This window comes from Uliginosibacterium aquaticum (genome assembly GCF_012972705.2).
GTDB classification, from domain to species: Bacteria; Pseudomonadota; Gammaproteobacteria; order Burkholderiales; family Rhodocyclaceae; genus Uliginosibacterium; species Uliginosibacterium aquaticum.
Genome location: NZ_JABCSC020000002.1, coordinates 393,293 through 417,541 on the forward strand (window position 1 = coordinate 393,293; position 24,249 = coordinate 417,541).

A 24,249-nucleotide genomic window follows, 5' to 3' on the forward strand; every position below is an offset into this window, starting at 1 on the left:
TGAGCCGGCCTTCGTTTCAAGCCGCGCAGAAAAAGCGTCCTGACGTGACCCCGACTCCTGACCAGACACCATGAATTCACCGCTTCCGCAGAAGACCATCGAACTCAGAAAGCCACGCGCGAAACTGGCGCCCTTGCCGCCGGGAGCGTGCCATCGCTTCCATGCGATCGTCAAGCCGGTTGGCGCGCAGTGCAATCTGGACTGCGCCTACTGCTACTACCTTCACAAGGAGGAAATGCTGGGGCAAGCACGTCAGCCGCGCATGGCGGATGAAATGCTGGAAGAGCATATCCGCCAGTACATCGAGGCGCAGACTGGCGACGAGGTGGTATTCAGCTGGCAAGGGGGCGAGCCGACCATCCTCGGCGTGGACTTCTTCCGCAAGGTCGTCGCCCTGCAGGAGCGCCATCGCAAGCCGGGCCAGCGCATCGAGAATGACCTGCAGACCAATGGCACCCTGCTCGATGCCGAGTGGGCCACCTTCCTGAAACAGCATGACTTCCTCGTGGGCCTGAGCTGCGACGGTCCGCAGGATTTGCATGACCGCTACCGGCTCACCAAGGGCGGGGCGACGACGCACGCCAAGGTCGTGGCGGCCGCTCGCCTGCTGCAGCAGCATGACGTGCCCTTCAGCGTGCTGTGCGTGGTCAATCGCGATAACGCACAGCAGCCACTGGAGGTCTATCGCTTCCTGACGCGCGAACTGGGTGCCCGCCGCTTGCAGTTCATCTCCTGCGTCGAGCCGAAAAGCTTCGCCAGCGTCGCGCCCCAGCACCAGAGTCCGGCTGCGCAACCGCTTGTGGGTAGCCGCGCCGCGAGACCGGGAACGCCTGACTCGGTGGTGACCGACTGGTCAGTCGCACCCGAGGACTGGGGCCACTTCCTGAGTGCGGTATGGGATGACTGGTATGCCAACGATTACGGCAAGGTGCATATCGACCTGTTCGAGAACGTGGTGGCCCAGTCGCTTGGCATGCCCGCTCAGCGTTGCATCACGGCGGAGTTCTGCGGCAAGAGTCTGGCCATCGAGCACTCCGGCGAGGTGTTCTCCTGCGACCACTATGTCTATCCCGAGTACCGGCTCGGCAACATTGCCGACACGCACTGGAGCGAGATGGCCTACACCGAACGCCAGCAAGGCTTCGGCTTCGCCAAGCGTGACACCCTTCCACGGGATTGCCGCGAGTGCCCGCATCTGAAGCTGTGCTGGGGCGAATGCCCGAAAAACCGGCTGGTACGTACCTCCTCGGGCGAGCCGGGTCTGAACTATCTGTGCCCCGGCCTGAAGCACTTCTACAGCCACATCCAGCGCGACATGCCACGCATCCTGCAACAGGTTTCCCGTTATCTGGAACGCATCCAGAGGTAAACAACCACCTGCAAAAGCCTTTATGCACGTGAAGCCAGAAGCTGCCTGTCATAAGCAGGCATCCAGTATCAAAACAGGAGGAAACATGAAGAAACGAACATCCCTGACCGTGATCGCCGCAACACTAGCGACGCTGTTCGCGGCATCTGCTCCCGCGCAGACTCCGGCCAAGCGCCCCAATATCGTCATCCTGCTCGGAGACGATCTGGGCTTCTCCGACACCGGCGCCTTTGGCAGCGAGATCAAGACGCCCAACATCGATGCCCTCGCCAGTGATGGGGTGCGCTTCACCAATTTCTACACCCATGCCACGAGTTCGCCGACGCGCTCGATGCTGCTGACCGGTGTGGATAACCACCTCAATGGCCTTGGCAATATGGACGAGTACACCGCGCCGAACCAGATGGGGGTTCCAGGCTACGAGGGCTATCTCAGCAAGCAGGTGGCGACGCTGCCGCAATTGCTCAAGGGAGCGGGTTACCACACCTACATGGTGGGCAAGTGGCACTTGGGCAAGGCGCCTGACCTGATCCCGGCGGCGCGCGGCTTCGAGCGCGACTTTACCCTGCTCGATGGTGCCGCCAGCTACTGGGACATGACCAACTTCACCGCTGTCGCGCCCAAGTCGGTGTTCACCGAAGATGGCCGCTATCTGACCGAACTGCCCAAGGATTACTACGCCACCAAGACCTATACCGACAAGCTGATCAACTTCATCGACGCGAATCGCGGCGACGGCAAGCCCTTCTTCGCCTATGTGGCCCATCAGGCCCCGCACGACCCCTTCCACCTGCCCAAAGAATGGCGCAACCGCCATGTCGGCGAATACGACCAGGGTTGGGATGCCGTTCGCCAGGCACGTCTGAAGCGTCAGATCGAGATGGGCATCATGCCGGCGGGCACGCAGCTCTCCGAGCGCATGTGGTTCTTGCCCGATCCGACCGTCCTCGCGCCTGCCGCCCGTGCCATTCAGGGCAAGAAGATGGAGCTGTACGCCGGCATGGTCGAGAACCTCGACCACCACATCGGGCGCCTGGTTCAGCACCTGAAGGACATCGGAGAATACGAGAACACGATCTTCGTGACCTTCGGTGACAACGGCGCCGAGGGCACTGACCTGTTCAAGATGATTGCCGGCTCACCGGGCTCGCGGGACTACCTGTTTGCCGCCACGGCCTGGTCCCAGACCCACCCGAATGCCTGGGGCGACCCCGGCTCCTACGTCGGCTACGGCCCGATGTGGGCCCAGGTTTCAATGACGCCCTTCAGTCAGTACAAGGGCTGGATGGCCGAAGGTGGCATCCGCAACGGCCTGATCGTCAGCGGGCCACCCGTCAAGCGTGCGAAGGGCAGCATCAACAACGGCCTGATGCATGTCGCCGACATCATGCCGACCATGCTGGAGCTGGCGGGCGCCAGCTATCCGGAGAAGCTGGACGGAAAAACGCTGCCGCCGCTGACCGGCAAGTCCTGGAGCAAGGTGCTGGCCAATCAGGCTGAGTCCCCGCGCACCGAGCAGGATTACCTTGGCTGGGAAATCTTCGGCAATCACGCCATCCGCCAGGGCGAATGGAAGATCCGCTGGCAGCACAAATCTTTCGGCAAGGGCGACTGGGAACTGTTCAACGTGGTGAAGGACCCCGCGGAACGCAAGGATCTGGCCGCCTCGAATCCTGACAAGCTCAAGAGCATGCTCGCACTGTGGGATCGCTACGCAAAGGACAACAACGTGATCCTGCCCAACCGAACCATGTTCGAAACGCTGGAAGACCAGTTGCCGCCGCGTGTGCCGGACGACGCCGGCTATCCGCCGCTGATCTACAAGAAGCAGTTCCTGCCGCCCAAGGACATGCTGGCAGAACCCAAGCCTTGATCGCAGTAATGATGAACCGCTCAAACATTCAGGAAGGATGGCTCGTATGAATCAAAACCACGCAAACCCCTGTCAGCCGCGCGCCGCCCTGCGCGTGGCCGCCGCGGCAGTCATCGCTCTGGGGCTGTGCCAGTCGGTGCAGGCCCAGGTGCCCGGCCGCTTCTACTGGAAGTCGCTCTCCGGTGGCAGTGCCGTACCGCTGATTTTCGAATCGGTAAGCGGCAACACCAACCCCTTTGACTCCTCGCATCGGGTGAGTGCCGGCGCCGAGTTCGACGCAACCATGGCCATGGCCGGCTATGCGCAGACCTTCTCGCTCTTCGACCGCTCTGCGATGGCCGCGGTGATCCTGCCGATGGGGCGTCTTTCCGGTGAAGCCACCAAAGTCGTCAATGGCGCCTCGGTGGCTTCCGCCCAGCAGTCCGCCAGCGGATTCGGTGACCCGATGCTGGAGTTCGACATCAACCTGATCGGGCCCAAAGCGCAGAAGACCATCCCGGACGCAGTCCGCTACGAGCCCGGTTTCTCGCTGGACGTGCTGGCAGATCTGGCGCTGCCGATCGGCGAATACGACAGCAAGCAAGCCCTGAATCTGGGGCAGAACCGCTGGTATGGCCGCATTGGTGCCCCCATGGTGATGCAGATCGGCAGCTGGGTGCCGGGCCGGCGTACCACCTTCGAACTGCTGCCCTCGGCCTGGATCTTCGGCGACAACACCAACTACGTTGGCCAGACGCTCAAGACCGACCCCTTGTTCCAGCTCGATGCCCACCTGACGCGCGACTTCAACGAGACCCTGTGGGGCTCGCTGGACGCATCCTGGTACAACGGCGGCAAGGCCACGATCAACGGAGTAGCCGGCGACAAGCGCAATGACATCGCCTACGGCCTGACAATTGGCATGCAGATCAATCCAAACACCAGTCTGACCTTCGGCTACAAGTCGACAGCCAATGACAGCGGCACAAATGATATGCGCCTGGACAGTTTCATGATCACGCTCATCTCGGGCTGGCATCCGATCATCGAAGGCTCGCGCCGCCTCAAGGGCGAATAAGGTCCGTACGCCCCCGCTTGCCTGCCACGCGGGGGCGTTGCCTGTGGTGATCCAGGCTAGAACCTAAGCCACGTCCTGATACAACAGAAACGGAAAATGCGATGCTGACGAAACTTGCGGGTATTGGCCTGGCGACAGTCGCCATGGCCACGAGCGGCGCAGCGCTAGCGCAGGAAGATCAGGCTGCCGAGCTGGCCAAGAAACTGTCCAACCCGGTTGCCGCGCTGATCAGCGTCCCGATCCAGTACAACCATGACGAATATGGCGGCCTGAACAAAGGGGCCTCGGTCGACAGCATGGTCTTCCAGCCAGTGGTGCCGTTTGAATTCAGCCAGGACTGGAACCTGATCACGCGCACCATTGTGCCCTTCATTGAACGCCAGAGCTTCCCCGCAACCGCCGTCAACCAGTCGGGCTTGAGCGACATCACCGCCAGCCAGTTCTTTTCGCCCAAAGCGCCTACCGAGAGCGGCTGGATCTGGGGTGTTGGCGCCATCGAGCTGCTGCCGACTGCGAGCGAATCTGCGCTGGGAACCGAAAAGCTGGGGCTCGGACCGACAGCTGTGGTGCTCAGGCAGAACGGTCCGTGGACGGTTGGTTTTCTGGGCGCGCACGTCTGGTCGGTCGCAGGGGATGACAAACGTGAAGACGTCAACCTCACGAGCCTGCAGCCCTTCATGAGCTACACCACCAAGACCCACACCACCATCGGCGCGTATACCGAATCCGCTTACGACTGGCGCGCCAGACAGTGGACGGTGCCGCTGATCGTGCAGGCCGGCCAGATCCTCAAGCTTGGCCCGCAAATCATGCAGCTGGCGGTGGCTGGCAAATACTGGGCCGAGTCGGCCGACAACGCCCAGAAAGGCTGGGGTTTGCGCGTGCAACTGACGCTTCTGTTCCCGAAATGACGAACCTCCCGCCGTAAAAGGGGCGTGCATCGGACGCCCTCACCGGGAGGCGGCCAGCAACTACACCAGGTCGCAAGCATGGACTACCAGAGACAGCAGAGCCGGAAACCAGACTTTACGCTCGCGTTGCGTAGTGCGCTCGGGCGCAGGGGCCTGACGATAATCATCGGGGGGATCCTCCTTGGAGCCCTGTGCCCAGCCCCCGCTTACGCGCAGGGTTCGCCGCTTTTCACCGTCAAGACCGACAAGGTCAAGCGCAATGCTGAAAGCATGCTGGCGCTGATGAGCTTCTCGGCCGTTCCGGATCTGACCAGCAGCACCTTGAGCATGGATGCGGGTACCGGCAGCTCGGACAGCTCAACCCTAGTCATGTCGCAGCTTGCCGGCGGCGATTCGATCAGCAAGAGCTTTCCGCTCTACCTCGAAGGTGGCGTGGCCTATGCACGCTACGACCCGACCTTTGTCGCCAGCAACGGTCAGGCCGAAACGCCATTGCCTGCCAAATGGACCTCCGTCAGCGCCAGCGGCGGCGTTGGCTGGGATTTCAAGGTCGCCAACAACTTGAAGTTCAGACCCATCTTCAACTTCATGGTGGGTTCGCTCGCCAGCACGCTTACAACAGTCTCCACCGCAGTGGAAAACAAGGCTGACGCCAATTTCGACTTCCTGCAGGGTGGGCACATGAATGCCTATGGGCTGGGGGGCTCGGTAATGCTCGATTACGAGGATTACACCCCGCAGCGCGAGATCGACGTCGAATGGCGCTACTCCAATGTCCAGCTCAGAAGTTACGACACTGCGTTCGAGAGCAGCGCTTCCGGCGAAACGCTCAGCCTGTGGACCCGCTGGCGCGCACCTACCGGACTCACCGCACTGGGGCGGCCCGTACGCTATGTGCTTGAAGCGGCCCACACCACCTATCTCGGGGATCAGGCGGGCCTGCTCGGCTTTGATCAGCTCACTTCCCTGGGCTGGGGCCTTGAGCTGGATTCCAGCGCCCACGACATCATCATTACCCGTACCCGCCTTGTTTTTCGCTATCGTTTTGGCAAGAACGTTGAAGGCACGTCACTGGGCATCGCCGTCAGCTTCTAGATCGCGAGTCCGTCAGATCAATGGACAGGCTCCAGCCAAGCAAACCGGCTTCTCGCACAAACTGTCTGCGCAGCCAGCACCTGAGCAGAGTTGCGCGACTCTGCAACGCAGCGAGCTGCGGATCAAAGTCGCGAGCCGTCACGTGCTCACCGGGCAACCAGTCGATTGCTGCAACAAAGCCGCGACTACCCTCAGTCAGAACCGGCCACTCGGTCTGTTCCTTGGGGGCACAGTGACATCCTGAAGTTGATCAGGGAGGGCTTTCCAAGCAACGTATGCTTATCCGAGCTAACGAGTGCTTGGCGCGAACAGTAAGGAACGCTTGCCTCAAGCGACGTGTATGAATTTTATGCAGTACAAAGCAACCAGAAAAACAAAAGGCCCTGAAAACTCAGGGCCTTAGCAAGTCTTCGTGGCGGAGAGGGCGGGATTCGAACCCGCGGTAGAGTATTACCCTACACACGCTTTCCAGGCGTGCGACTTAAACCACTCATCCACCTCTCCGCGAAGAGGCAAGATTATAGCCAGACTTGGCACCTTCGGGCAATGCCAGAGTAAAAACTTTCCACGCGCCAAGCGCTCGCCAAGGAATTTGTGCTTTTTCCCGTAAGCTTTTGCGGCCAAGGCGGTCTACTACAGATAGATCCCGACACCAGAGAGCCCGGCAGACCCACTGCCCTGAAAGGATGGACCCCATGCTGATCCGACGCCCCGACAACATCCCCCCCTCCGAAATCACCGCGCCCGAGCTCTACCAGGCCCGTCGCGAGTTCATACACAGCGGCAGTCGTGCAGTTATGGCCGCTGCGGCAGGACTGGCGTTGCCCTGGGGGGCGGCCGAAGCTGCAGCACTTGCCAATGTGCAGCCCAATCGACAGAAGATTGATGACAAACCGACGCGCCTGAAGGACATCACGAGCTACAACAACTTCTACGAGTTCGGACTGGACAAGGATGAACCTGCGGAAAATGCCGGCGTGATGAAGACACGGCCGTGGACCGTTGTAGTGGAAGGTCTGTGCAACAAGCCACGCAGCTTTGCCATCGAAGATCTGCTCAAGCTTGCACCACTTGAGGAACGCATCTATCGCATGCGCTGCGTCGAGGGCTGGTCAATGGTGATTCCCTGGGTAGGCTTCCCACTGGCGAGTTTGCTCAAGCTGGTCGAACCGCAGGGCAGTGCGAAATTCGTGGAGTTCGTGACTCACTACGACAAGCGGATCATGCTCGGCACCTGGCAACCAGTGCTGGACTGGCCTTATACCGAAGGTCTGCGTCTCGATGAGGCCATGCACCCGCTCACGCTGATGGCGGTCGGCCTCTACGGCGAGGAGTTGCTGCCTCAGAATGGCGCCCCGATCCGCCTGGTGGTGCCCTGGAAGTATGGTTTCAAGGGCGCAAAATCCATCGTGAAGATCAGGCTGGTCGAGAAGATGCCGGGCACGGCCTGGAACAAGGCTGCCGCCAATGAATACGGTTTCTATTCGAACGTCAATCCGGCCGTACATCATCCACGCTGGAAGCAGGATACCGAGCGCCGCATCGGTGAAATCACCAAGCGCAAGACCCTGCTTTTCAACGGTTATGCCGACGAGGTGGGCCAGCTTTACACCGGCATGGACCTGAAGAAGAACTACTGATGCGAGACTGGATCAAGAACCCTGGGCGCGGCGCGATCGCGGCCTTCAAATGCGTACTCTTCCTTGCCTGCCTGCTGCCTCTGGCACACATGAGCTGGGGCTTTTTCAATGATGAACTGGGCGCCAACCCGGTGGAGGCGATTACACGCGGCACTGGCGAGTGGACCCTGCGTTTCCTGCTGGCCTCACTTGCCATCACTCCGCTGCGCAAGTTGAGCGGCATGAACTGGCTGCTGCGCACCCGCCGCATGCTGGGGCTGTATGCCTTTTTCTATGGTCTGCAACACTTCATCACCTACATCTGGCTGGACCAGTTTTTTGATTGGGAAGGCATCGCACGCGACATCCTGAAACGCCCCTTCATCACGGTGGGCTTTGCCGCTTTCGTACTGCTGATCCCGCTTGCCGCGACTTCCTTCAACGCCGCCATCCGCTGGCTGGGCGGACGACGCTGGCAGGCACTGCATCGCTCGGTATACGCCATCGGCATCCTCGCTGTGCTGCACTACTGGTGGCTGGTGAAGCGGGATATTACCGAACCACTGATCTACACCCTGATTCTGGCGACACTGCTGGGCTACCGTGCCTGGATGCGTGAGGAAGAGCGCCGGCGTCAGCTCGCCACCGGGCGGCCACAGCAGAAAGTGAAAGCGCGCAAGATCATTCCGATCATTCCGCGCTGAGCTATCTGAGCAACGGCTTGACCTTGCGCTTGAACTCGACCGCCAGATTGACACGCGCGGACTTGTTCAGCGCCGTGATGATCTTGTTCCCGAGGGCGATGTAATCGCCAATGCGCGCAGCCTTGTCCAGCTCCTTCAGATAAGGTGCGGACTTGGCAGCGAAACTGGCACTGATGGTCTCGGTATAGATGCGGTAGAGCGCCATCAGGCGGGAACTCTCGTCAGAGGGCAGCGGGCTCTGCATTTCCGACATCCATGAAGCTTCGCCTTGCGCGGGCAGTTCCACGACTTCCGGCAGATTGGAGGCGGGGCCGGTATGCGGTGTGGGTTCCACACTCTCGACCACCGGGTGGATCAGGCCGGCTTCCTGCAGCAGTTCCAGATGCTCCTGCAGGATCACGGGATCAACGGCAAACTTGCCACGCAGTTCAGACACCGGCTGCTTGCCATCCACAAGAATCAGGAGCGAGCGCACGCGCGGATGCAGGCGCATCTGGCGCTGCTGGATTTCATCCAGCCCGGCACTCGTCTTGGCAAAAACCAGCCTGTCCATCTGTTCCCCGAAACCGCTTCCAGCGGCGAATATTAGCTGTAGGTTCTTCTCCTACAGGCGCGCGGGGAAATATTACTTTGTATCTATGACAGCTGTCAGCACGCGAAGCTGCAATTTTTTGTCAATCTGCCGAGCTGGCGGGCGGCGGCAAGGCTTCGAGGAAAGCCACCACTTCCTCCTCGATGCGTGTGCGGCGCATCGCCGGCAGGCTTTGCCAGACCCGCTTGCCATAGGGTTTGCTGATCATGCGCGGGTCGCACACCATCAGCACACCACGATCGCGCTCGGAGCGGATCAGCCGCCCTGCCCCCTGTTTCATGCTGATCACCGCGCGCGGCAGCTGATATTCCATGAACGGGTTCTTGCCCTGCTTCTCGATCCAGTCGACGCGGGCTTTCAGCACCGGGTCATCCGGCGGCGCAAAGGGCAGCTTGTCGATGATCACGACAGATAGCGCATCGCCCGGCACATCCACGCCTTCCCAGAAGCTCTGGCTGGCTACCAGCACTGCATTGCCGAGCTGACGGAAGCGCTCCAGCAACTCACTGCGCGAGGCTTGGCCCTGGATCAACAAGGGGAAATCCAGCGCCTGGCGATGAAAGCGCGACTCCAGCCCCTCGTGGATGTGCTTCATGGCCCGCAGCGACGTACACAGCACGAAAGTGCGCCCTTGGGCTGCACGGATCACCGGCACAGCGGCTTCGATGACTGCATCCAGATACAGAGGACTGTTCGGATCGGGCATATTCGCTGGTGCGTACAGCAAAGCCTGATCCTGATATTCGAAGGGGCTGCCCCACATGCCGGTATCGGGCGGCGGATCCAGCACATCGAGGCCCAGTTCGCCACAGTAGTGGCCGAAGCTCTGCCCGACAGCGAGCGTTGCGGAGGCAAAGATCCAGCTCTTGGCATTGCCCTCGATCTGCTTGCGGAAAATCTCGGCCACCCGCAGCGGGGTGGTATTCAGCGAGGCCGACTGGCTGAATACCTCGACCCAGCGGATCGTGTCCGGCTGATTCAGGCGGCGCCAGTTGGTGAGCCGCGCGTGCAGATCGGTGGCGCGCTGCCAGCATTTCTCCAGTCCTTCGGAGCGCTCGGCCTGCGATTCGGCTAAACCGACAAAGGCTTCCAGCTCATGCTCGACCACATCCAGCGCGGCCAGGAAGTCCGCCTTGTCGCCGACCTGCTCGAAGGAAAGCCGGGCGTTCTCGCCAGGAATCGCCAGACGCAGATCCCGAGCGGCTTTCTCCAGCGATCGGGTGGCATCCTGCAAGGGCAGGAAATCGCGTGCCCCCGCGACCGCCTCGACCCGGGTATCGCGCGCCAGATCGAGCATCTGGCCAGTGGAGGCCGAGTCGCCAAAGAACATCGAGGCGGTTTCCGGCAACTGATGCGCTTCGTCGAAGATCACCGTATTGCAGGCCGGCAACAGCTCGCCCATGCCTTCGTCGCGCAACATCACATCTGCGAAAAACAGGTGATGATTGACCACCACCACATCCGCCTCCTGCGCCGCGCGCCGCGCCGCCATCACGAAGCACTCCTTGGCGTTCGGGCACTCCTGGCCGAGACAGTTCTCGCGCGTCGAGGTTGCCGCCATCCATACCGTGGAATCCTCGGGCACGCCGGTGCATTCAGCCTTGTCGCCGGTCTGGGTGTGCATCAGCCATTTGGCAATCGTGCGGATGTGGACCGCATCCTCGCGATTGAGGAAACGGCCTTCGAGCTGGGCCCGCCCGATATGGTAGTGGCAGGCATAGTTCTGGCGGCCCTTCAGCAAGGCAACGCCCACCGGCACCTTCAAGGCCTTGCGCACGGCAGGCAGGTCGCGGTGAAAGAGCTGGTCCTGCAGGGTCTTGGTACCAGTCGAGACGATCACCTTGCCACCCGAGAGGAGAGCCGGCACGAGATAAGCGAAGGTCTTGCCAGTACCGGTACCCGCCTCGGCCACCAGCAGGCGATTGCCATGGATTGCGCGCGCAATCGCCGCCGCCATCTCCAGTTGCTGGGGGCGCGGTCGAAAACCGGGAATCACGCGGGCAAGCGTGCCGTCATCAGCAAAGTGGGGGGTGATGTCGATCATGAGCAGGCAGACCAAAGGCCGCGCGATGTTAGCACGCTCAATGCGGCGGGTCCGGCTGTCGTTAAAAGCTGCAAAGGGCTTGAAAAACTCCCAAACCAAGCCCCTGCCCGTACTCCCCCGGGAGTACATTCCAGTCTCGCGCGCCCAGCCTTCACCGTGACATGAACAGCCCTAGCTCCAAACACGCCGCCAGTGAACACCGCCTCCAGCTCAAGGAGGTTCTGAAACTGATGCGCGAAGATCGCCTGATCAGCCATGAGGATGCCGAGGCGATCTTCGCCGAACGCTACAGCCACAAGGGCGGTGCGCATCCACTGGTGGTCATTGCCGAACGCCAGCTGAAATCCGCTCAGCCGCCGCACAAGCTCCTGCACATCGATGCCCTCACCGAATGGCTCGCCGGCAAACTGGGGCTGGAGTACTTCCACATTGATCCGCTGAAGATCAATTTCTCAACCGTCACCGAAGTGATGACCGCCGCCTACGCCTCGCGTCTGCAGGTGCTGCCTGTGCAGGTCAGTGGCAACGAGGTGGTGATCGCCAGCGCCGAGCCCTTCGTGCGCGAGTGGGAGGCTGAACTCCTGCATGTGCTGCGCAAGCCGATTCGCCGCGTGTTCGCCAATCCGGTGGATATCGAGCGCTTCCAGATCGAGTTCTACAACCTCGCGCGCTCGGTCAAGAAGGCCTCCCAGGCCGAGCAACAGAAGGGCAGCGCGATCTCGAACTTCGAGCAACTGGTCGAGCTCTCGAAAACCAATCGCCAGTTCGACGCCAACGAGCAGCACATCGTCTCCATCGTCGACTGGCTGTGGCAATACGCCTTTGACCAGCGTGCGTCGGACATCCACGTCGAGCCCCGCCGCGAGATGGGCATCGTGCGCTTTCGCATCGATGGCGTGCTGCATCAGGTCTACCAGCTGCCGATGACGGTCATCAACGCGATGACCAGCCGCATCAAGATTCTCGGCCGCATGGACGTGGTCGAGAAACGCCGGCCTCAGGATGGCCGTATCAAGACCCGCACGCCTCAGGGCACCGAGGTCGAGCTGCGCCTGTCCACCCTGCCCACCGCCTTCGGCGAAAAGCTGGTGATGCGGATTTTCGATCCGGACGTGCTGGTGCGCAGCTTTGCCGAGCTCGGCTTCACTGATGAAGATCTCACGCGCTGGCACCACATGACTCGCCAGCCCAACGGCATCATCCTGGTGACCGGCCCGACCGGCTCGGGCAAGACCACCACGCTCTACTCCACCCTCAAGCAGCTCGCCACACCGGAAGTGAATGTGTGCACGATCGAAGATCCGATCGAAATGGTGGAAGGCGCCTTCAACCAGATGCAGGTCCAGGCGGGTATTGACCTTGGCTTTGCGGACGGCGTACGGGCACTACTGCGGCAGGACCCGGACATCATCATGATCGGCGAAATCCGCGACCTGGAAACCGCCGAAATGGCTATCCAGGCCGCCCTCACCGGCCATCTGGTGCTCTCCACCCTGCACACCAACGACGCGCCGTCAGCCATCACCCGGATGCTGGATCTGGGGGTGCCTCCCTACCTGCTGAATGCCACCATGCTCGGCGTGATGGCCCAACGCCTGGTACGTACTCTGTGCCCGCACTGCAAGCAACCCTCGCCACCCACGCCGGAAGAAGCCCTGGTCTGGGAGCAGCTCGTGGCGCCATTCAAGGCCGCCGTGCCACGCCATTTCCATCGCCCAGTCGGCTGCCTGGAATGTCGCAACACCGGCTACAGCGGCCGGATGGGGATCTACGAGACCCTGCTGATGTCGCCGGGGATCGCCCGCCAGATCCAGCACAACACCGAACTCGCTGCCGTCCGTCAGCAGGCCATGCGTGAAGACATGAAACCACTGCGCATTTCGGGCGCCCTGAAGATCGCCAAAGGTCTGACCAGCCTAGAAGAAGTCGTACGCAGCGCACCGCCGGCACAGGATGAGAGCCTCGCCACCAGCACCTGATGCACCGCTAAAAAAGCGCCCGCCTAAAACTTCACCTAAGGCCAAAACTTGTCATTCCCGCGAAGACGAGAATCCAGAGACGTAGAAAAACACTGGACCCTCGCCTTAACGGGGACGACACACTGCACATACCTGTCGCCTGACTGAACGGTATTGCCACCGGAGGCGGACGCTCCCAGGCCTCATGCCCTGCCCTTACCCGCGACCGAATAATTCACCTGGGTGTTGCGGGTCTTCATGAAGTCCTCGACGCTCTCGCCACGCATGGCGGCGTAGATATGCAGGTTGGGCACGCCCAGCGTGGCGCCGAGTTTTTCGAGCATGAAGAAGATCACGCCGTAGTGGATCAGGCCGCGCCAGTCGCGGCGGCGGATCAGGTCGCGCTCGGTTTCGCTCAAGCCGGCCGCTTCGAAAGAGGCTTCAGGATCGGCGAGGAAGGCCGCGCGGTGCTCGGGGCGGATCATCTCGTGCAGGTAGCGGTTGATGCGGTAGGCCCGCACGCTGCGTTCCAGATCAAAGGGATAGGTGCCCTGCAGCTTTTCGACGCCTGCCAGCTGCTCGCCCATGCGGGCGCGGTGGCGGGCCTGCTGGGCGCCGCTCGCGGGGCGACCTTCGTCTTCGAGGATCAGGGTGGCGATGCCGGTCATCGAGGGCAGGTAGTAGGAGCTGTGCAGGCGCTTCACATTGGCCGAGAGCGCGCCGCGCATGATCAGCCACATGATCACTTCAGCGCCTTCCAGCCCGCCCAGTTCGGCATATTCGGCGTGGGTCATGCCGGCGAGCTGGGCCGGGTCCTGCGTGATCAGGTCGAGGAACTGGTGATCCCACTCGGTGTTGTTGAAGCCGGCACGCTCGCCGTGCACCTGATGCGAGAGGCCGCCGGTGGCGACCACCGCCACCTTGAGGTCTTCCGGATAGCTCTCCACGGCGCGGCGCAGGGCCTGGCCCAGCTTGTAGCAGCGCGCCGCGCTCGGGATCGGGAACTGCAGCACGCCGACCTGCAATGGCACCACGGTGGTGGGCCACTGATTGGCCGGCCGGTCGAGCAGCACCGACATCGGCGAGAAGAAGCCGTGGTCCAGCGGTTTGTCCTGGAAGAAGGACATGTCGAACTCGTCGGTCACCAGGCTGGTGGCAATGTGCCGGGCCAGTGCCGGGTGGCCGGCCGCGGGCGGCAGGTCGCGCGCGCCGCCACCTTCGTCCGCCACCGCGTATTGCTCGCCCACGCCCAGCGCGAAGGCCGAGTAGTGATCGAAGAAGAAAGAGGTGACGTGATCGTTGAACACGTAGATCAGCACATCCGGTTTCTGTTCGCGGAACCAGGCGCGCAGCGGCTCGAAGGCCGTGAAGATCGGCGCCCAGGCCGGATCGTTCTGCTTGCTGTGGTCGTAGGCGAAGCCGATGGTGGGGGTATGCGAAACCGCCACGCCGCCAATGATTCTTGCCATTCCTGTCTCCTTCTTCATTCGGCTGCGGCTTCGCGCTGGGAGGCGCGTGCTGCAGCATAGACAACACCATCGAAAAGTTTGCGGGCGCTCAGGATCAATCCTGCCGAGCGAAATGCGCCCGCGCCATCGGTTTCTACCTGCACCCGCGTGGCGCCCGAGGGATGCTCGATGCGCATGGCCTTGCTGGCGCCGGCCGGCACCTGCGCTAGGCCTTCAGCCACGCTGCCGGGCAGCGCTGCTGCGGTGGCCACACTGAGCGCGCCGAACACGCCGATGCCGGCATGGCAACGGTGCGGGATAAAACTGCGGGTGTTGATAACCCCGCCGTCTTGCGGCGCGCTGATCAGCGTCATCTTGGGCACCGACTGCTTGCTGACATCGCCCAGCTTCATGAGCGGCCCAGCTTCCAGGCGGATCGCTTCGAGCCGCGCCTTGAGCGACTCGTCGGCATCCAACTCGGCACGCGTCTCGTCGCCCCGGCAGCCCAGATCTGCGGCGCGAATCAGCACCACCGGCATGCCATTGTCGATACAGGTGACGTCCACGCCCTGAATCCTGTCGCGGGCCCGGCCGGTCGGCAGCAGCGCGCCGCAGGAGGAGCCGGCCGTGTCGCTGAAGAACAGCGGGATCGGCGCCGCCGTGCCAGGCACCCCATCGAGTGCCGCGTCACCCGCGTACTCGACGCGCCCCTCAGGCGTCTGCACCCGGGCCTCGGCGATCTGGCCGGTGTTCTCCATGTAGATGCGCACCAGGGTCTCTGCGCCCTGAGGCGCGACCAGCCCGCGCTCGATGGCGAAGGGGGCGACGCCGGCGAGCAGGTTGCCGCAGTTCTGTGCATCGCTCACCAGCGGCTGATCGACGAATACCTGCAGGAACAGGTAGTCGACATCCACACCGGGGCGCTGCGACTTGCGCACGACCGCGACCTTGGAAGTGAGCGGATCAGCGCCGCCCATGCCGTCGATCTGGCGCGTATCGGGCGAGCCCATCACGGCGAGCAGGAAGGCGTCGCGCTCGGCCTGGTCGGCCGGCAGGTCCTCGGCGAGGAAGTAGCCGCCCTTGGAGCTGCCGCCGCGCATCCACATGCAGCGGGCACTATTCATAGCGCAGGCCGGCTTTCGCGAGGGTGTCGCGCAGGTTGTACATGTCCAGCCCCAGTTCGCCGGCCGCGAAGCGGGCGCGCTTGGCGCCTTCGTTGTCTTCGCGGGCCTGAGCGGCGGCGGCGACCTCGGCGGCCAGCGCGGCCGGCACGATCACCACGCCATCGTCATCGGCGACGACCACATCGCCCGGATTGACCAGCGCGCCGGCACACACCACCGGGATATTCACCGAGCCGAGCGTGGCGCGGGTGCAGCCCTTGGCGTGAATTGCCCGGCTGAAGACCGGGAAGCTCATCGCGGTGAGATCCTTCACGTCACGCACGCCGCCATCGATGACCAGACCTTTCGCGCCACGGGCACGGTAGGAAGTGGCCAGCAGATCGCCGAAGAAGCCATCAGTACTGTCGGAGGTGCAGGCGGCGATGACCACGTCGCCCGGGCGGATCTGCTCGGCCGCCACATGCAGCATCCAGTTGTCGCCCGGCTGCAGCAGCACGGTCACGGCCGTGCCGCACAGATGCGCACCGGCGTAGATCGGGCGGATCGTGGGTTTCAACAGCCCCACGCGGCCCATGGCCTCGTGAATGGTCGCCACGCCGAAGCGCGAGAGGTGTTCGACGGCGGCCGGGTCGGCGCGCTCGATCTGCGTGCGCACCACGCCAAGATTGTTCAGTTGCATGCTGCTCTCCTCAGCGCCCACGGGCTTTCAGTTGCGCATCGAGGCGCGGATAGACGCGGCGGGCATTGCCCTCAAAGATCTGCGCGCGCTCGGCGTCGGACAAGGCGGCCGCGTTGATGTAACGCCGGGTGTCATCGAAGTGATGGCCCGTCTCCGGGTCGATACCGCGCACTGCGCCGATCATTTCGGAGGCGAACAAGACGTTCTCGACCGGGATCACGCGGGTCAGCAGGTCGATGCCCGGCTGGTGATAGACACAGGTGTCGAAGAAGATGTTTTTCAACAGGTGTTCGCTGAGCAAGGGTTTCTTGAGCTCCTGCGCGAGGCCACGGTAACGCCCCCAGTGATAAGGCGCGGCGCCGCCGCCGTGCGGGATTACGAAGCGCAGGCTCGGGAAATCGCGGAACAGATCGCCCTGGATCAGCTGCATCACGGCCGTGGTGTCGGCATTGATGTAGTGCGCGCCGGTGGTGTGGAAGCAGGCCTTGCAGCTGGTGCTGACGTGGATCATCGCCGGGATGTCCAGCTCCACCATTTTTTCGTAGAGCGGATACCAGTGGCGGTCGGTCAGCGGCGGGCTGCTCCAGTGCCCGCCGGAGGGATCCGGGTTGAGGTTGAGGCCGACAAAGCCGTATTCCTTCACGCATTTTTCCAGCTCGGCAATGCAGCTCGCCGGATCCACACCGGGCGACTGCGGCAGCATTGCCGCGCCCACGAAGCGCTCCGGGAAGAGTTGCGCAACGCGATGGCACAGCTCGTTGCACAGCGCTGCCCAGGTGGCGGAGACCTGGAAGTCGCCGATGTGGTGGGCCATGAAGCTGGCGCGCGGCGAGAACAGCGTGAGGTCGATGCCGCGCTCGTTCATCTTGGCAAGCTGGTTGAGCTCGATGCTCTCGCGCAGCTCGTCGTCGCTGATTTTCAGCTCGGAGGCCTTCGGCATGGCCGAGGGATCCTTGATGCCGGCGATCTGGCGCTGGCGCCAGGCTTCGAGGGCGGCCGGTGCGGTGGTGTAGTGACCATGGCAGTCGATGATCATGATGCTTGGATTCCTTGCTTCAGTTCAGATGTAGGGCAGTTTCTGCGGCGCATGGCGCATGTGCAGGGCCAGCCCGAGGGCCGCCATGTGGCTGCCGTTGCGGCCGAGGATGCGCTGGCACAGCGGCAGGAACTCGCGCTCCTCGAAGTCCGCATGGGCGCGGTAGCGGCTCACCAGCTCACCCGCCAGCGCGCCATCGAGCGGCTCGACATGGCCATTGGCGAGGCGCTTGAGCTGCGGCGCGAGGCGATACCAGAGCACTTCGATGGCGCGGTGCTCTTCGGTCAGGCGTTGCACCATGGCCTGCACCCTGGCGGCTTCCTCGCCGGCCACCGCGCTGGCCTGCACGGCGGTGAAGAGCTCGCGCTCTTCCTCCTCGTGATGGGCCAGCATGGCTTCGGCGAAGAAACGCTGGGTTTGCCCGGCGAGCTCCCGGGCGCGGGTCGCGGCAGCGGCCAGCGCCGGCAGTTCGCCCAGCGCACCAAGATGCGTGAGGATGCCTTCATGGCAGTGCGAGAAGCTCTCCAGCGGGGAGTCTTCCGGCGCGTCGGGTTTGCCGGGCACTTCAGCACTCACGATGCCACCTCCATTTCTTGAGCATTCATCGGCATGGGCTTATTTGATGGCGGCCGAATGCTTGGCGATTAGCGCCTTGGCCCCATTGAGCAGTTGCTGCCCGTTGTAGCCCTTGCCGTTCATCTCGCTGACCCAGGAGGCCTTCAGCGGCTCGGCCACTTTCTTCCAGTTGTCCAGCTCGGCCTTCGGGATCACGTAGGTGGTGTTGTGGGTGGTGAGCTTCTTGCCCTCGGCATCGGCCTGCAGGAAGGCCTTGCCGATCTGGCCAGAAAGCTCCACGCCGCTGTTGTGGTCGATCACTTTCTTCAGGTCGGCCGGCAGCGAGTCGTACTTGGCCTTGTTCATCGCGAAGATGAAGGTCGAGGTGTAGAAGGCGGGCTCGGCTGGGTCGGTTTCGCTGTGGTACTTCACGAGCTCCTGGATCTTCACCGAGGGCACCACTTCGTAGGGCACCACTGCGCCATCGATCACGCCCTTGGCCAGTGCGTCGCCCACCTGCGGCACCGGCATGCTTACCGGCGTGGCGCCGAGCATGGCGATGAACTTGTTGGTGAGGCGGGTCGGCGCACGCAGCTTCATGCCTTTCAGATCGGCTGAGGTGCGCACCTGCTTGCTGGTGGTGTGGAAAACGCCATCACCGTGCACATGGAAGGCCAGCGGCTTCACATCCTTGAACTCGGCGCGGGCAAATTGATCGACGTAGTCCCACAGCGCGCGGCTGGTGGCTTCCGGGCTCTGCATCATGAAAGGCAGCTCGAAGGCTTCCACCATCGGGAAGCGGCCTGCGGTGTAGCCCGGCAGGGCCCACACGACGTCGGCCACGCCATCGCGCACCTGCTCGTAGAGCTGGGCCGGAGTGCCGCCGAGCTGCATCGAGGGATAGATCTGGCACTTCATGCGTTCGTTCGATTCCTTGGCGATCTTCTCGCACCAGGGCGTGATGAACAGGGTGTTGGCCAAGGAGCTGATCGGCAGGTGAAAGTGCAGCTTGAGCGTGACGACGGGGTCGGCAGCCAGCGCCGGGGTGGCTGCCAGCGCCAGCAATGCGAGGCTGCAGACTTTGCCGATCATCTTCTGTTGGGTCTTCATGGTCTTGTCTCCTTGTCGGGTCGGGTGAAGCAGTGGGCTTGAGGTGGGGCGGGCTGCGGGATCAGGTCAGCAGATGCACCAGCCACAGCGCGAGGCCGGGGAAGGCGATGAGCAGACCAAGACGGATGACATCGGTGATCAGGAAGGGGATCACGCCCTTGTAGGTCTCGCTCATCGGCACATCTCTGGCGAGGCCATTCATGATGTAGACGTTCAGGCCCACCGGCGGGAAGATCATGCCGATCTCGCACACGGTGAGGATCAGGATGCCGAACCACAGCGATTTGTCCGCCATGCCGAGGCCGAAGAAGTCCAGACCCATGATCACCGGGAAGAGCGTCGGCACCGTGAGGAGGATCATCGACATCTCGTCCATCACACAGCCGAGGATCACGTAGAAGAGCATCAGCCCGGCCATCACCAGCAGCGGGCTCAGCTGCAGGTGGCCCACCATGTCAGCCAGCTGGGCCGGCAGCTGGGAGAGCGCCAGTGCGGCGTTGATCATGTCGGCGCCCAGGAAGATCAGGAAGATCATGCCGCTGGTCTGGGCCGTGGTGCGCACCGCGCTGATCAGCTTGGCGCGGCTCATCTGGCGCGTGACGAGGGTGATCAGGAAGGTCAGCAACGCGCCAATCGCGGCGCCTTCGGTGGCAGTGAAGAAGCCGCCGTAGATGCCGCCGAAGACCATCCCAAAGATCAGCGCGATATGCCAGACCTGCTTGCCGTAGCTCACGACTTCACGCAGCGAGGCCGGCTTGGCTGCCGGCGCCTGCTCGGGGTGAATCCGCACGGTGACCATGATCGCCAGCATGTAGCCGATGGCGGCCAGCAGCGCCGGCACATAGGCGGCGAGGAACATCTTGGTGATGTTCTGCTCGGTGAGGATGGCATACACCATCAGGGTCACCGAAGGCGGCAGCAGCACACCCATGGTGCCGCCGGAGGCCAGCGCGGCGGTGGCCAGCCGGCCGGAGTAGTCGATGCGGCGCATCTGCGGGTAGGCCACCTGGGCAATCGTCGCGGTGGTGGCCACGGTGGAGCCGGAGATCGAGCCGAAGGCGGCGCAGGCCAGCACCCCGGCCATCGCCATGCCGCCGCGGAAGCGCCCGAGCAGCGCATTGGCGAAGTCGAAGAGTGCGCGCGCCAAGCCGCCTTGCACGGCCAAAGCGCCCATCAGCATGAAGAGCGGAATCACCGACAGGTCATACACCGACACCCGGCCATACACCGCGCCCTTCAGATGCGAGAGCAGCGGCAACCAGCCAGAGAGCGCGAGATAACCCAGCGCGCCGGGCACGAACATCGACACGGCAATCGGCGCCCGCAGTGCCATCAGCACCAGCATGCCGCCGAACATCGAGAGGCCAATCGAAAACGTGTTCATGCCGCCACTCCTGCTTCGCCGCGCAGCTGGCACAGCGTCTGATACAGGCCGATGACCACGGCGAGCGCAAGGCCCGGCAGCATCAGCAGATAGGCGATCCACAGCGGAAAGTTCATCAGCATTGAGGCTTCGCCGGTCGCGCGGATGTCGATGCAGCCCACCGCCACGCGCCAACAAATCAGTGCCAGCATCAGGGTGTAGAGCAGGCTGCCGAGGCCATCGAGCCATTCCTGCTTGCGGGCGGACAGGCCGGTGGTAAAGAAGTCCACGATGATGTTGGCGCGGCGGTACTGGGTATAGGGCAGAAAGGAGGCCACCACGACCGCCGAGCCCAGCTGCACCAGTTCCACATCGCCGAGGATGGGATTGGCGAAAAAAGTTCGGCCGATCACGCTGGCCACCGTCATGCCGGCCATGCTCACCAGCACCGTGCCGCCAATGCTGGCGCTGATGTCGCAGAGGCGACCGAGCCAGCGCTCGATCGGGCGCATTTGTTCAATGTTCGACTGCATCTTGTCTCCGTTGGATCCACCTGCCCGACGCGTTGCGTGCGCGCCAGAGCGGTCTGTGTTGCTCGCCACACCCGGCTTTCTTGAGAAGCCTTCCGGTGGGCTGATCGAGTGAATCCAGTGTAGGCAGACTGCGTTGTCGGCTCGTTGCCGGCTGCTTATACTGCGTTCTGAAAATGTTATGTCAGCATAAGTAAATTTTCGTTATGGCCTGCCAGATAAGGATTGTGCGATGCATCTAGGTGAAAACCCTTATCAAGATTCGGGCGTGCTGGAGCCGCTTCAGCATTTGCGCAGTTTTCTCGCCGTGGCCCGCAGTGGCAGCGTGGCGCGGGCGGCCGAACTGGTCTTCAAGGCGGCTTCGGCGGTCACGCGTTCGGTCGGGGAGCTGGAAGAGGCGCTGGGCACGCCGCTCTTCGAGCGCCGCCCGCGCGGCATGCTGCTCAACGCCTATGGCGAGGCGGTGCAACTGCGTGCCGAGCGCATCGAAAGCGAGGTCAGTCTCGTGCTGGACGAGCTGGGCTGCAGCCGCAGCCAGCGCAACAGTCTGGCCAGTCTGCTGTTCTCCGGTCACAAGCTGCACCTGCTGATCAGCATGGCCGAGCAACGGAATGTGACGGCGGTGGCTGCGCGCCTGGGCATCTCTCAGGCCGGCGCCAGCATGGCGCTGAAACGCTTTGAAACCGCCCTGAGCGCACCGCTATTCCAGCGCATGCAGCAGGGCTTGCTGCCGACCGATGCGGCCGCGCGCCTGCTGGTGCATGCCAAACTGATCGCGGCCGAGTTGCGCCACATGCAGTCGGATCTGGCCGCCATCGCCGGCAGCCTGGCCGGCCATGTCACGGTAGGCGCGCTACCGCTCGGGCGCACCCTGATCGTGCCGGCCGGCATCGCGGCGGCGGTGGGACGCCACCCGCGTCTGCGCGTGAGCACGGTCGAAAGCCCTTACGAAGTGCTGCTTGCCGGCTTGCGCAGCGGTGACATCGACTTCATCTTCGGCGCCTTGCGCGCCGATCGCGATACGCAAGGGCTGCTGCTTGAGCCGCTGTTTGAAGACCGCCTGGGCATCCTCGCGCGTGCCGGCCATCCGCTCGCCGCGCGCGCGCGCATCCCGCTCGCCGATCTGCTGGATGAGCAATGGGTATTGCCGCGCCCCGATGCGCCGGGCCGGCGCCTCGTTGATGCGTCCTTCAGTGAGCTGGGGCTGGCGCCACCGCAGGCTTCGGTCGAGACCGGCGATCTGGCCATCCTGCGCAGCCTGCTGTTCTCCAGCGACATGCTCACCGCCATCTCGCCGCACCAGCTCTGTTTCGAGCTGGAGGCCGGCAAGCTCGTCGAATTACCAGTCGAGCTGGGGCAGACGGTGCGCCAGATCGGCATCACCACCCGCGCCCATGCCCAGCTCTCGCCGGCCACCGAAGCAGTGCTGGCAGCGATCCGCCACCAGGTCAACCAGCTGCCGGCGCTGAGCAGCCAGACGCCCGGAGACGCTTTTGAAGCATAATCCCCGCCTTTGCCCCACCGGGCTGATCGGACCTTATCCGTGGCGCGTGACGTAACAAGCTTCTCTGGCCGTCTGCTGGCCTATCTGGACATGCTCTTCGTGGATCACGGCATCTTCCGCGTGATCTACAACAACCTGCATGCCCTGCCCGGCGGCCTCTATCGCAGCAGTCAGCCCAGCCCCGGCCAGATCCGCAAATATCAGCGCAAGCTGGGCATCCGCACCATCATCAATCTGCGTGGAGCGGACGACTCCCGGCGCTACGCACTCGAGGCCGAGGAGTGCCGCCGTCTGGGCATTCGCCTGATCGACTTTAAAGGCATCCTCTCGCGCAGCGCGCCTTACGCCCACATCATCAAGGATGCACAGACCCTGTTCGGCGAGATCGAATACCCGGTGCTGATCCATTGCAAGAGCGGCGCAGACCGCGCCGGCTTCGCTGCAGCGCTCTATCGCATGTTCCGCCAGGGCGAGCCGATTGCCGACGCAATGCGCGAGCTATCGTGGAAATATGGCCATTTAAAGGGCTCCAAGACAGGCATCCTCGATTTCTTCTTCGAAGAATATCTGATCGCCAACGCCCGCGAGCCGATCGAATTCTTCACCTGGCTAGATACTGTTTACGACCGCGATCAACTCAAGGCGGCCTTCCACACGCGTGGCTGGGCAGACTTTCTGGTCGACCGCGTGCTGCATCGCGAATAGGCAAGGCCGCGCTCGCCGAATACAGATTAACGATCATTGCCGGGCACAACCCGAGCCCCCACAATCCTGCCAGCCATTCAGGCCGAACCATCCAACCCAGACCCGGAAAAGGACTCCCATGCACAAGAAAATCCTCCTCTGCGCAGCACTTGCAGCCTGCAGTACGGCCGCTTCTGCCGATCTCGGTGCCGGCCTGCAGGTTGGCAGTACCGGCTACGGCTTCGACGTGGCCTATCAGGTCATGCCGCTGGTGAGCGTACGTGCCGGCTACTCGCAGTACAGCTATTCGAAGTCCTTCACAGAAACCGATATCGACTACGACGCTGACGCCAAACTCTCCACACCGCGGCTGCTCGCCGATGTGAGCGTGGGCCTGGGCTTTCGCGTGACCGGCGGTTTTTATTACTCGAACAGCAAGGTTGATCTCACTGGCCGCCCCACCAACGGCACCTACAACTTCAATGGCACCCAATACCAGGCCAGCCAGATCGGTAGTGCCACCGGTCAAGTCAAATCCGGCAACAGCCTCGCACCCTATCTGGGCGTGGGCTACGGCAGCGTGTCTGGTGCCGGCATCGGTTTCTATGCCGACCTCGGTGCGTACTACATGGGCAGCCCCACCTCGACTCTCAACGTCAGCTGCGGCAGCGCCCTCAATGCAGCCCAGTGCAGCCAACTGCAAAGCGACGTAGCGGCCGAGAAGACCAAGTTCGACGACAAGATCAGCAAGTACAAGTGGTACCCGGTGCTGAGCCTGGGTGTCACCGTCGGCTTCTGAACCAGCGCCTGTTCAGATTGCCCCGGCCAGATCATCTTGGCCGGTTTGGCTGCGGGCGCATCGCTGCGTTGATGCCCCCACAGCCCTATAAGCGCTGGCTGACACCGCAATAGCGAACAGGGCCGTAGCCGGGCAGCAGCCCGGCCACTGCTACAATCACGCCGGGCCTCACTCCGCAGGCCGCCTCTCCGGCAT

At 62.8% G+C, this 24,249-nt stretch carries 21 protein-coding genes and 1 tRNA gene; 11 read left to right on the top strand and 11 right to left on the bottom strand.

Going from position 1 to position 24,249, the window contains the following annotated elements; genetic code table 11:
- Positions 1-70: 70 nt before the first annotated feature.
- From HJ583_RS09275 to HJ583_RS09295, 5 genes are all read left to right on the top strand, one after another.
- A complete protein-coding gene (locus HJ583_RS09275; protein WP_170021659.1) occupies positions 71-1,369 on the top strand; it encodes an anaerobic sulfatase maturase in 1,299 nt (432 codons plus the stop codon).
- Positions 1,370-1,454: 85 nt separating this feature from the next.
- Positions 1,455-3,242: an arylsulfatase gene (locus HJ583_RS09280; protein WP_170021660.1), complete on the top strand. Its 1,788-nt coding sequence runs from the start codon at positions 1,455-1,457 to the stop codon at positions 3,240-3,242.
- A gap of 46 nt (positions 3,243-3,288) precedes the next feature.
- A complete protein-coding gene (locus HJ583_RS09285) occupies positions 3,289-4,299 on the top strand; it encodes a transporter (RefSeq protein ID WP_170021661.1) in 1,011 nt (336 codons plus the stop codon).
- A 101-nt stretch (positions 4,300-4,400) separates the two neighbouring features.
- Positions 4,401-5,210: a transporter gene (locus tag HJ583_RS09290; protein ID WP_170021662.1), complete on the top strand. Its 810-nt coding sequence runs from the start codon at positions 4,401-4,403 to the stop codon at positions 5,208-5,210.
- A gap of 78 nt (positions 5,211-5,288) precedes the next feature.
- Positions 5,289-6,305, top strand: coding sequence for a hypothetical protein (locus tag HJ583_RS09295; protein ID WP_217423359.1), 1,017 nt, complete (start codon positions 5,289-5,291; stop codon positions 6,303-6,305).
- 413 nt (positions 6,306-6,718) lie between these two features.
- Here HJ583_RS09295 and HJ583_RS09300 read toward each other — a convergent pair.
- A tRNA-Ser gene (locus HJ583_RS09300) sits at positions 6,719-6,809 on the bottom strand.
- Between the two features lie 191 nt (positions 6,810-7,000).
- Between HJ583_RS09300 and msrP the strand changes: the two genes are divergently transcribed.
- Together msrP and HJ583_RS09310 are read left to right on the top strand one after the other, a co-directional pair.
- Positions 7,001-7,945, top strand: a complete 945-nt coding sequence (gene msrP, locus HJ583_RS09305) for a protein-methionine-sulfoxide reductase catalytic subunit MsrP (RefSeq protein WP_170021663.1) — start codon at positions 7,001-7,003, stop codon at positions 7,943-7,945.
- On the top strand, positions 7,945-8,628 hold the full coding sequence (locus HJ583_RS09310) for a protein-methionine-sulfoxide reductase heme-binding subunit MsrQ (protein ID WP_170021664.1): 684 nt from the start codon (positions 7,945-7,947) through the stop codon (positions 8,626-8,628). The genes msrP and HJ583_RS09310 overlap by 1 nt, the downstream gene beginning before the upstream one ends.
- 1 nt (position 8,629) lies before the next feature.
- Here the strand turns inward: HJ583_RS09310 and HJ583_RS09315 are convergent, their stop codons facing one another.
- Both HJ583_RS09315 and HJ583_RS09320 read right to left on the bottom strand, forming a co-directional pair.
- Entirely contained in the window at positions 8,630-9,181 is a 552-nt protein-coding gene (locus tag HJ583_RS09315; RefSeq protein ID WP_170021665.1) for a helix-turn-helix domain-containing protein, read from the bottom strand.
- Positions 9,182-9,302: 121 nt separating this feature from the next.
- A complete protein-coding gene (locus HJ583_RS09320; RefSeq protein ID WP_170021666.1) occupies positions 9,303-11,264 on the bottom strand; it encodes an ATP-dependent DNA helicase in 1,962 nt (653 codons plus the stop codon).
- Between the two features lie 161 nt (positions 11,265-11,425).
- Between HJ583_RS09320 and HJ583_RS09325 the strand changes: the two genes are divergently transcribed.
- On the top strand, positions 11,426-13,243 hold the full coding sequence (locus HJ583_RS09325; RefSeq protein ID WP_170021667.1) for a GspE/PulE family protein: 1,818 nt from the start codon (positions 11,426-11,428) through the stop codon (positions 13,241-13,243).
- Between the two features lie 182 nt (positions 13,244-13,425).
- Here HJ583_RS09325 and HJ583_RS09330 read toward each other — a convergent pair whose 3' ends face one another.
- The 8 genes from HJ583_RS09330 to HJ583_RS09365 form a co-directional block, all read right to left on the bottom strand.
- Complete coding sequence (locus HJ583_RS09330; RefSeq protein WP_170021668.1) at positions 13,426-14,691, bottom strand: gallate dioxygenase; 1,266 nt, start codon at positions 14,689-14,691, stop codon at positions 13,426-13,428.
- A 14-nt stretch (positions 14,692-14,705) separates the two neighbouring features.
- Positions 14,706-15,794, bottom strand: a complete 1,089-nt coding sequence (locus tag HJ583_RS09335) for a 4-oxalomesaconate tautomerase (protein WP_217423360.1) — start codon at positions 15,792-15,794, stop codon at positions 14,706-14,708.
- Positions 15,787-16,473 carry a 4-carboxy-4-hydroxy-2-oxoadipate aldolase/oxaloacetate decarboxylase gene (ligK, locus tag HJ583_RS09340; RefSeq protein WP_170021669.1) on the bottom strand — a complete coding sequence of 229 codons (687 nt, stop codon included), beginning with the start codon at positions 16,471-16,473 and terminating at the stop codon, positions 15,787-15,789. Before ligK ends, HJ583_RS09335 begins: the two co-directional genes overlap by 8 nt.
- Before the next feature lie 10 nt (positions 16,474-16,483).
- The gene (locus HJ583_RS09345; protein ID WP_170021670.1) at positions 16,484-17,509 is read right to left on the bottom strand and encodes an amidohydrolase family protein; all 1,026 of its coding nucleotides are present in this window, start codon (positions 17,507-17,509) and stop codon (positions 16,484-16,486) included.
- A 24-nt stretch (positions 17,510-17,533) separates the two neighbouring features.
- On the bottom strand, positions 17,534-18,085 hold the full coding sequence (locus HJ583_RS09350; protein ID WP_328824865.1) for a hemerythrin domain-containing protein: 552 nt from the start codon (positions 18,083-18,085) through the stop codon (positions 17,534-17,536).
- Between the two features lie 39 nt (positions 18,086-18,124).
- Complete coding sequence (locus tag HJ583_RS09355) at positions 18,125-19,174, bottom strand: TRAP transporter substrate-binding protein (protein WP_170021671.1); 1,050 nt, start codon at positions 19,172-19,174, stop codon at positions 18,125-18,127.
- A 61-nt stretch (positions 19,175-19,235) separates the two neighbouring features.
- Positions 19,236-20,558, bottom strand: a complete 1,323-nt coding sequence (locus HJ583_RS09360) for a TRAP transporter large permease (RefSeq protein WP_170021672.1) — start codon at positions 20,556-20,558, stop codon at positions 19,236-19,238.
- The gene (locus HJ583_RS09365; RefSeq protein ID WP_170021673.1) at positions 20,555-21,070 is read right to left on the bottom strand and encodes a TRAP transporter small permease; all 516 of its coding nucleotides are present in this window, start codon (positions 21,068-21,070) and stop codon (positions 20,555-20,557) included. Before HJ583_RS09365 ends, HJ583_RS09360 begins: the two co-directional genes overlap by 4 nt.
- Positions 21,071-21,299: 229 nt before the next feature.
- Here HJ583_RS09365 and HJ583_RS09370 point away from each other — a divergent pair, with 229 nt between their 5' ends.
- From HJ583_RS09370 to HJ583_RS09380, 3 genes are all read left to right on the top strand, one after another.
- The gene (locus HJ583_RS09370; protein ID WP_170021674.1) at positions 21,300-22,571 is read left to right on the top strand and encodes a LysR family transcriptional regulator; all 1,272 of its coding nucleotides are present in this window, start codon (positions 21,300-21,302) and stop codon (positions 22,569-22,571) included.
- 39 nt (positions 22,572-22,610) lie between these two features.
- A complete protein-coding gene (locus HJ583_RS09375) occupies positions 22,611-23,276 on the top strand; it encodes a tyrosine-protein phosphatase (protein ID WP_328824866.1) in 666 nt (221 codons plus the stop codon).
- Between the two features lie 118 nt (positions 23,277-23,394).
- Positions 23,395-24,054 carry a hypothetical protein gene (locus HJ583_RS09380; protein WP_101942612.1) on the top strand — a complete coding sequence of 220 codons (660 nt, stop codon included), beginning with the start codon at positions 23,395-23,397 and terminating at the stop codon, positions 24,052-24,054.
- The last annotated feature ends 195 nt before the right edge of the window (positions 24,055-24,249 follow it).

Excerpts from the sequence above, each read along its gene's own strand:
- HJ583_RS09275 (WP_170021659.1), top strand. The coding sequence starts at position 71 with ATGAATTCACCGCTTCCGCAGAAGACCATCGAACTCAGAAAGCCACGC.
- HJ583_RS09280 (WP_170021660.1), top strand. The coding sequence starts at position 1,455 with ATGAAGAAACGAACATCCCTGACCGTGATCGCCGCAACACTAGCGACG.
- HJ583_RS09285 (WP_170021661.1), top strand. The coding sequence starts at position 3,289 with ATGAATCAAAACCACGCAAACCCCTGTCAGCCGCGCGCCGCCCTGCGC.
- HJ583_RS09290 (WP_170021662.1), top strand. The coding sequence starts at position 4,401 with ATGCTGACGAAACTTGCGGGTATTGGCCTGGCGACAGTCGCCATGGCC.
- HJ583_RS09295 (WP_217423359.1), top strand. The coding sequence starts at position 5,289 with ATGGACTACCAGAGACAGCAGAGCCGGAAACCAGACTTTACGCTCGCG.
- msrP (WP_170021663.1), top strand. The coding sequence starts at position 7,001 with ATGCTGATCCGACGCCCCGACAACATCCCCCCCTCCGAAATCACCGCG.
- HJ583_RS09310 (WP_170021664.1), top strand. The coding sequence starts at position 7,945 with ATGCGAGACTGGATCAAGAACCCTGGGCGCGGCGCGATCGCGGCCTTC.
- HJ583_RS09315 (WP_170021665.1), bottom strand. The coding sequence starts at position 9,181 with ATGGACAGGCTGGTTTTTGCCAAGACGAGTGCCGGGCTGGATGAAATC.
- HJ583_RS09320 (WP_170021666.1), bottom strand. The coding sequence starts at position 11,264 with ATGATCGACATCACCCCCCACTTTGCTGATGACGGCACGCTTGCCCGC.
- HJ583_RS09325 (WP_170021667.1), top strand. The coding sequence starts at position 11,426 with ATGAACAGCCCTAGCTCCAAACACGCCGCCAGTGAACACCGCCTCCAG.
- HJ583_RS09330 (WP_170021668.1), bottom strand. The coding sequence starts at position 14,691 with ATGGCAAGAATCATTGGCGGCGTGGCGGTTTCGCATACCCCCACCATC.
- HJ583_RS09335 (WP_217423360.1), bottom strand. The coding sequence starts at position 15,794 with ATGAATAGTGCCCGCTGCATGTGGATGCGCGGCGGCAGCTCCAAGGGC.
- ligK (WP_170021669.1), bottom strand. The coding sequence starts at position 16,473 with ATGCAACTGAACAATCTTGGCGTGGTGCGCACGCAGATCGAGCGCGCC.
- HJ583_RS09345 (WP_170021670.1), bottom strand. The coding sequence starts at position 17,509 with ATGATCATCGACTGCCATGGTCACTACACCACCGCACCGGCCGCCCTC.
- HJ583_RS09355 (WP_170021671.1), bottom strand. The coding sequence starts at position 19,174 with ATGAAGACCCAACAGAAGATGATCGGCAAAGTCTGCAGCCTCGCATTG.
- HJ583_RS09360 (WP_170021672.1), bottom strand. The coding sequence starts at position 20,558 with ATGAACACGTTTTCGATTGGCCTCTCGATGTTCGGCGGCATGCTGGTG.
- HJ583_RS09365 (WP_170021673.1), bottom strand. The coding sequence starts at position 21,070 with ATGCAGTCGAACATTGAACAAATGCGCCCGATCGAGCGCTGGCTCGGT.
- HJ583_RS09370 (WP_170021674.1), top strand. The coding sequence starts at position 21,300 with ATGCATCTAGGTGAAAACCCTTATCAAGATTCGGGCGTGCTGGAGCCG.
- HJ583_RS09380 (WP_101942612.1), top strand. The coding sequence starts at position 23,395 with ATGCACAAGAAAATCCTCCTCTGCGCAGCACTTGCAGCCTGCAGTACG.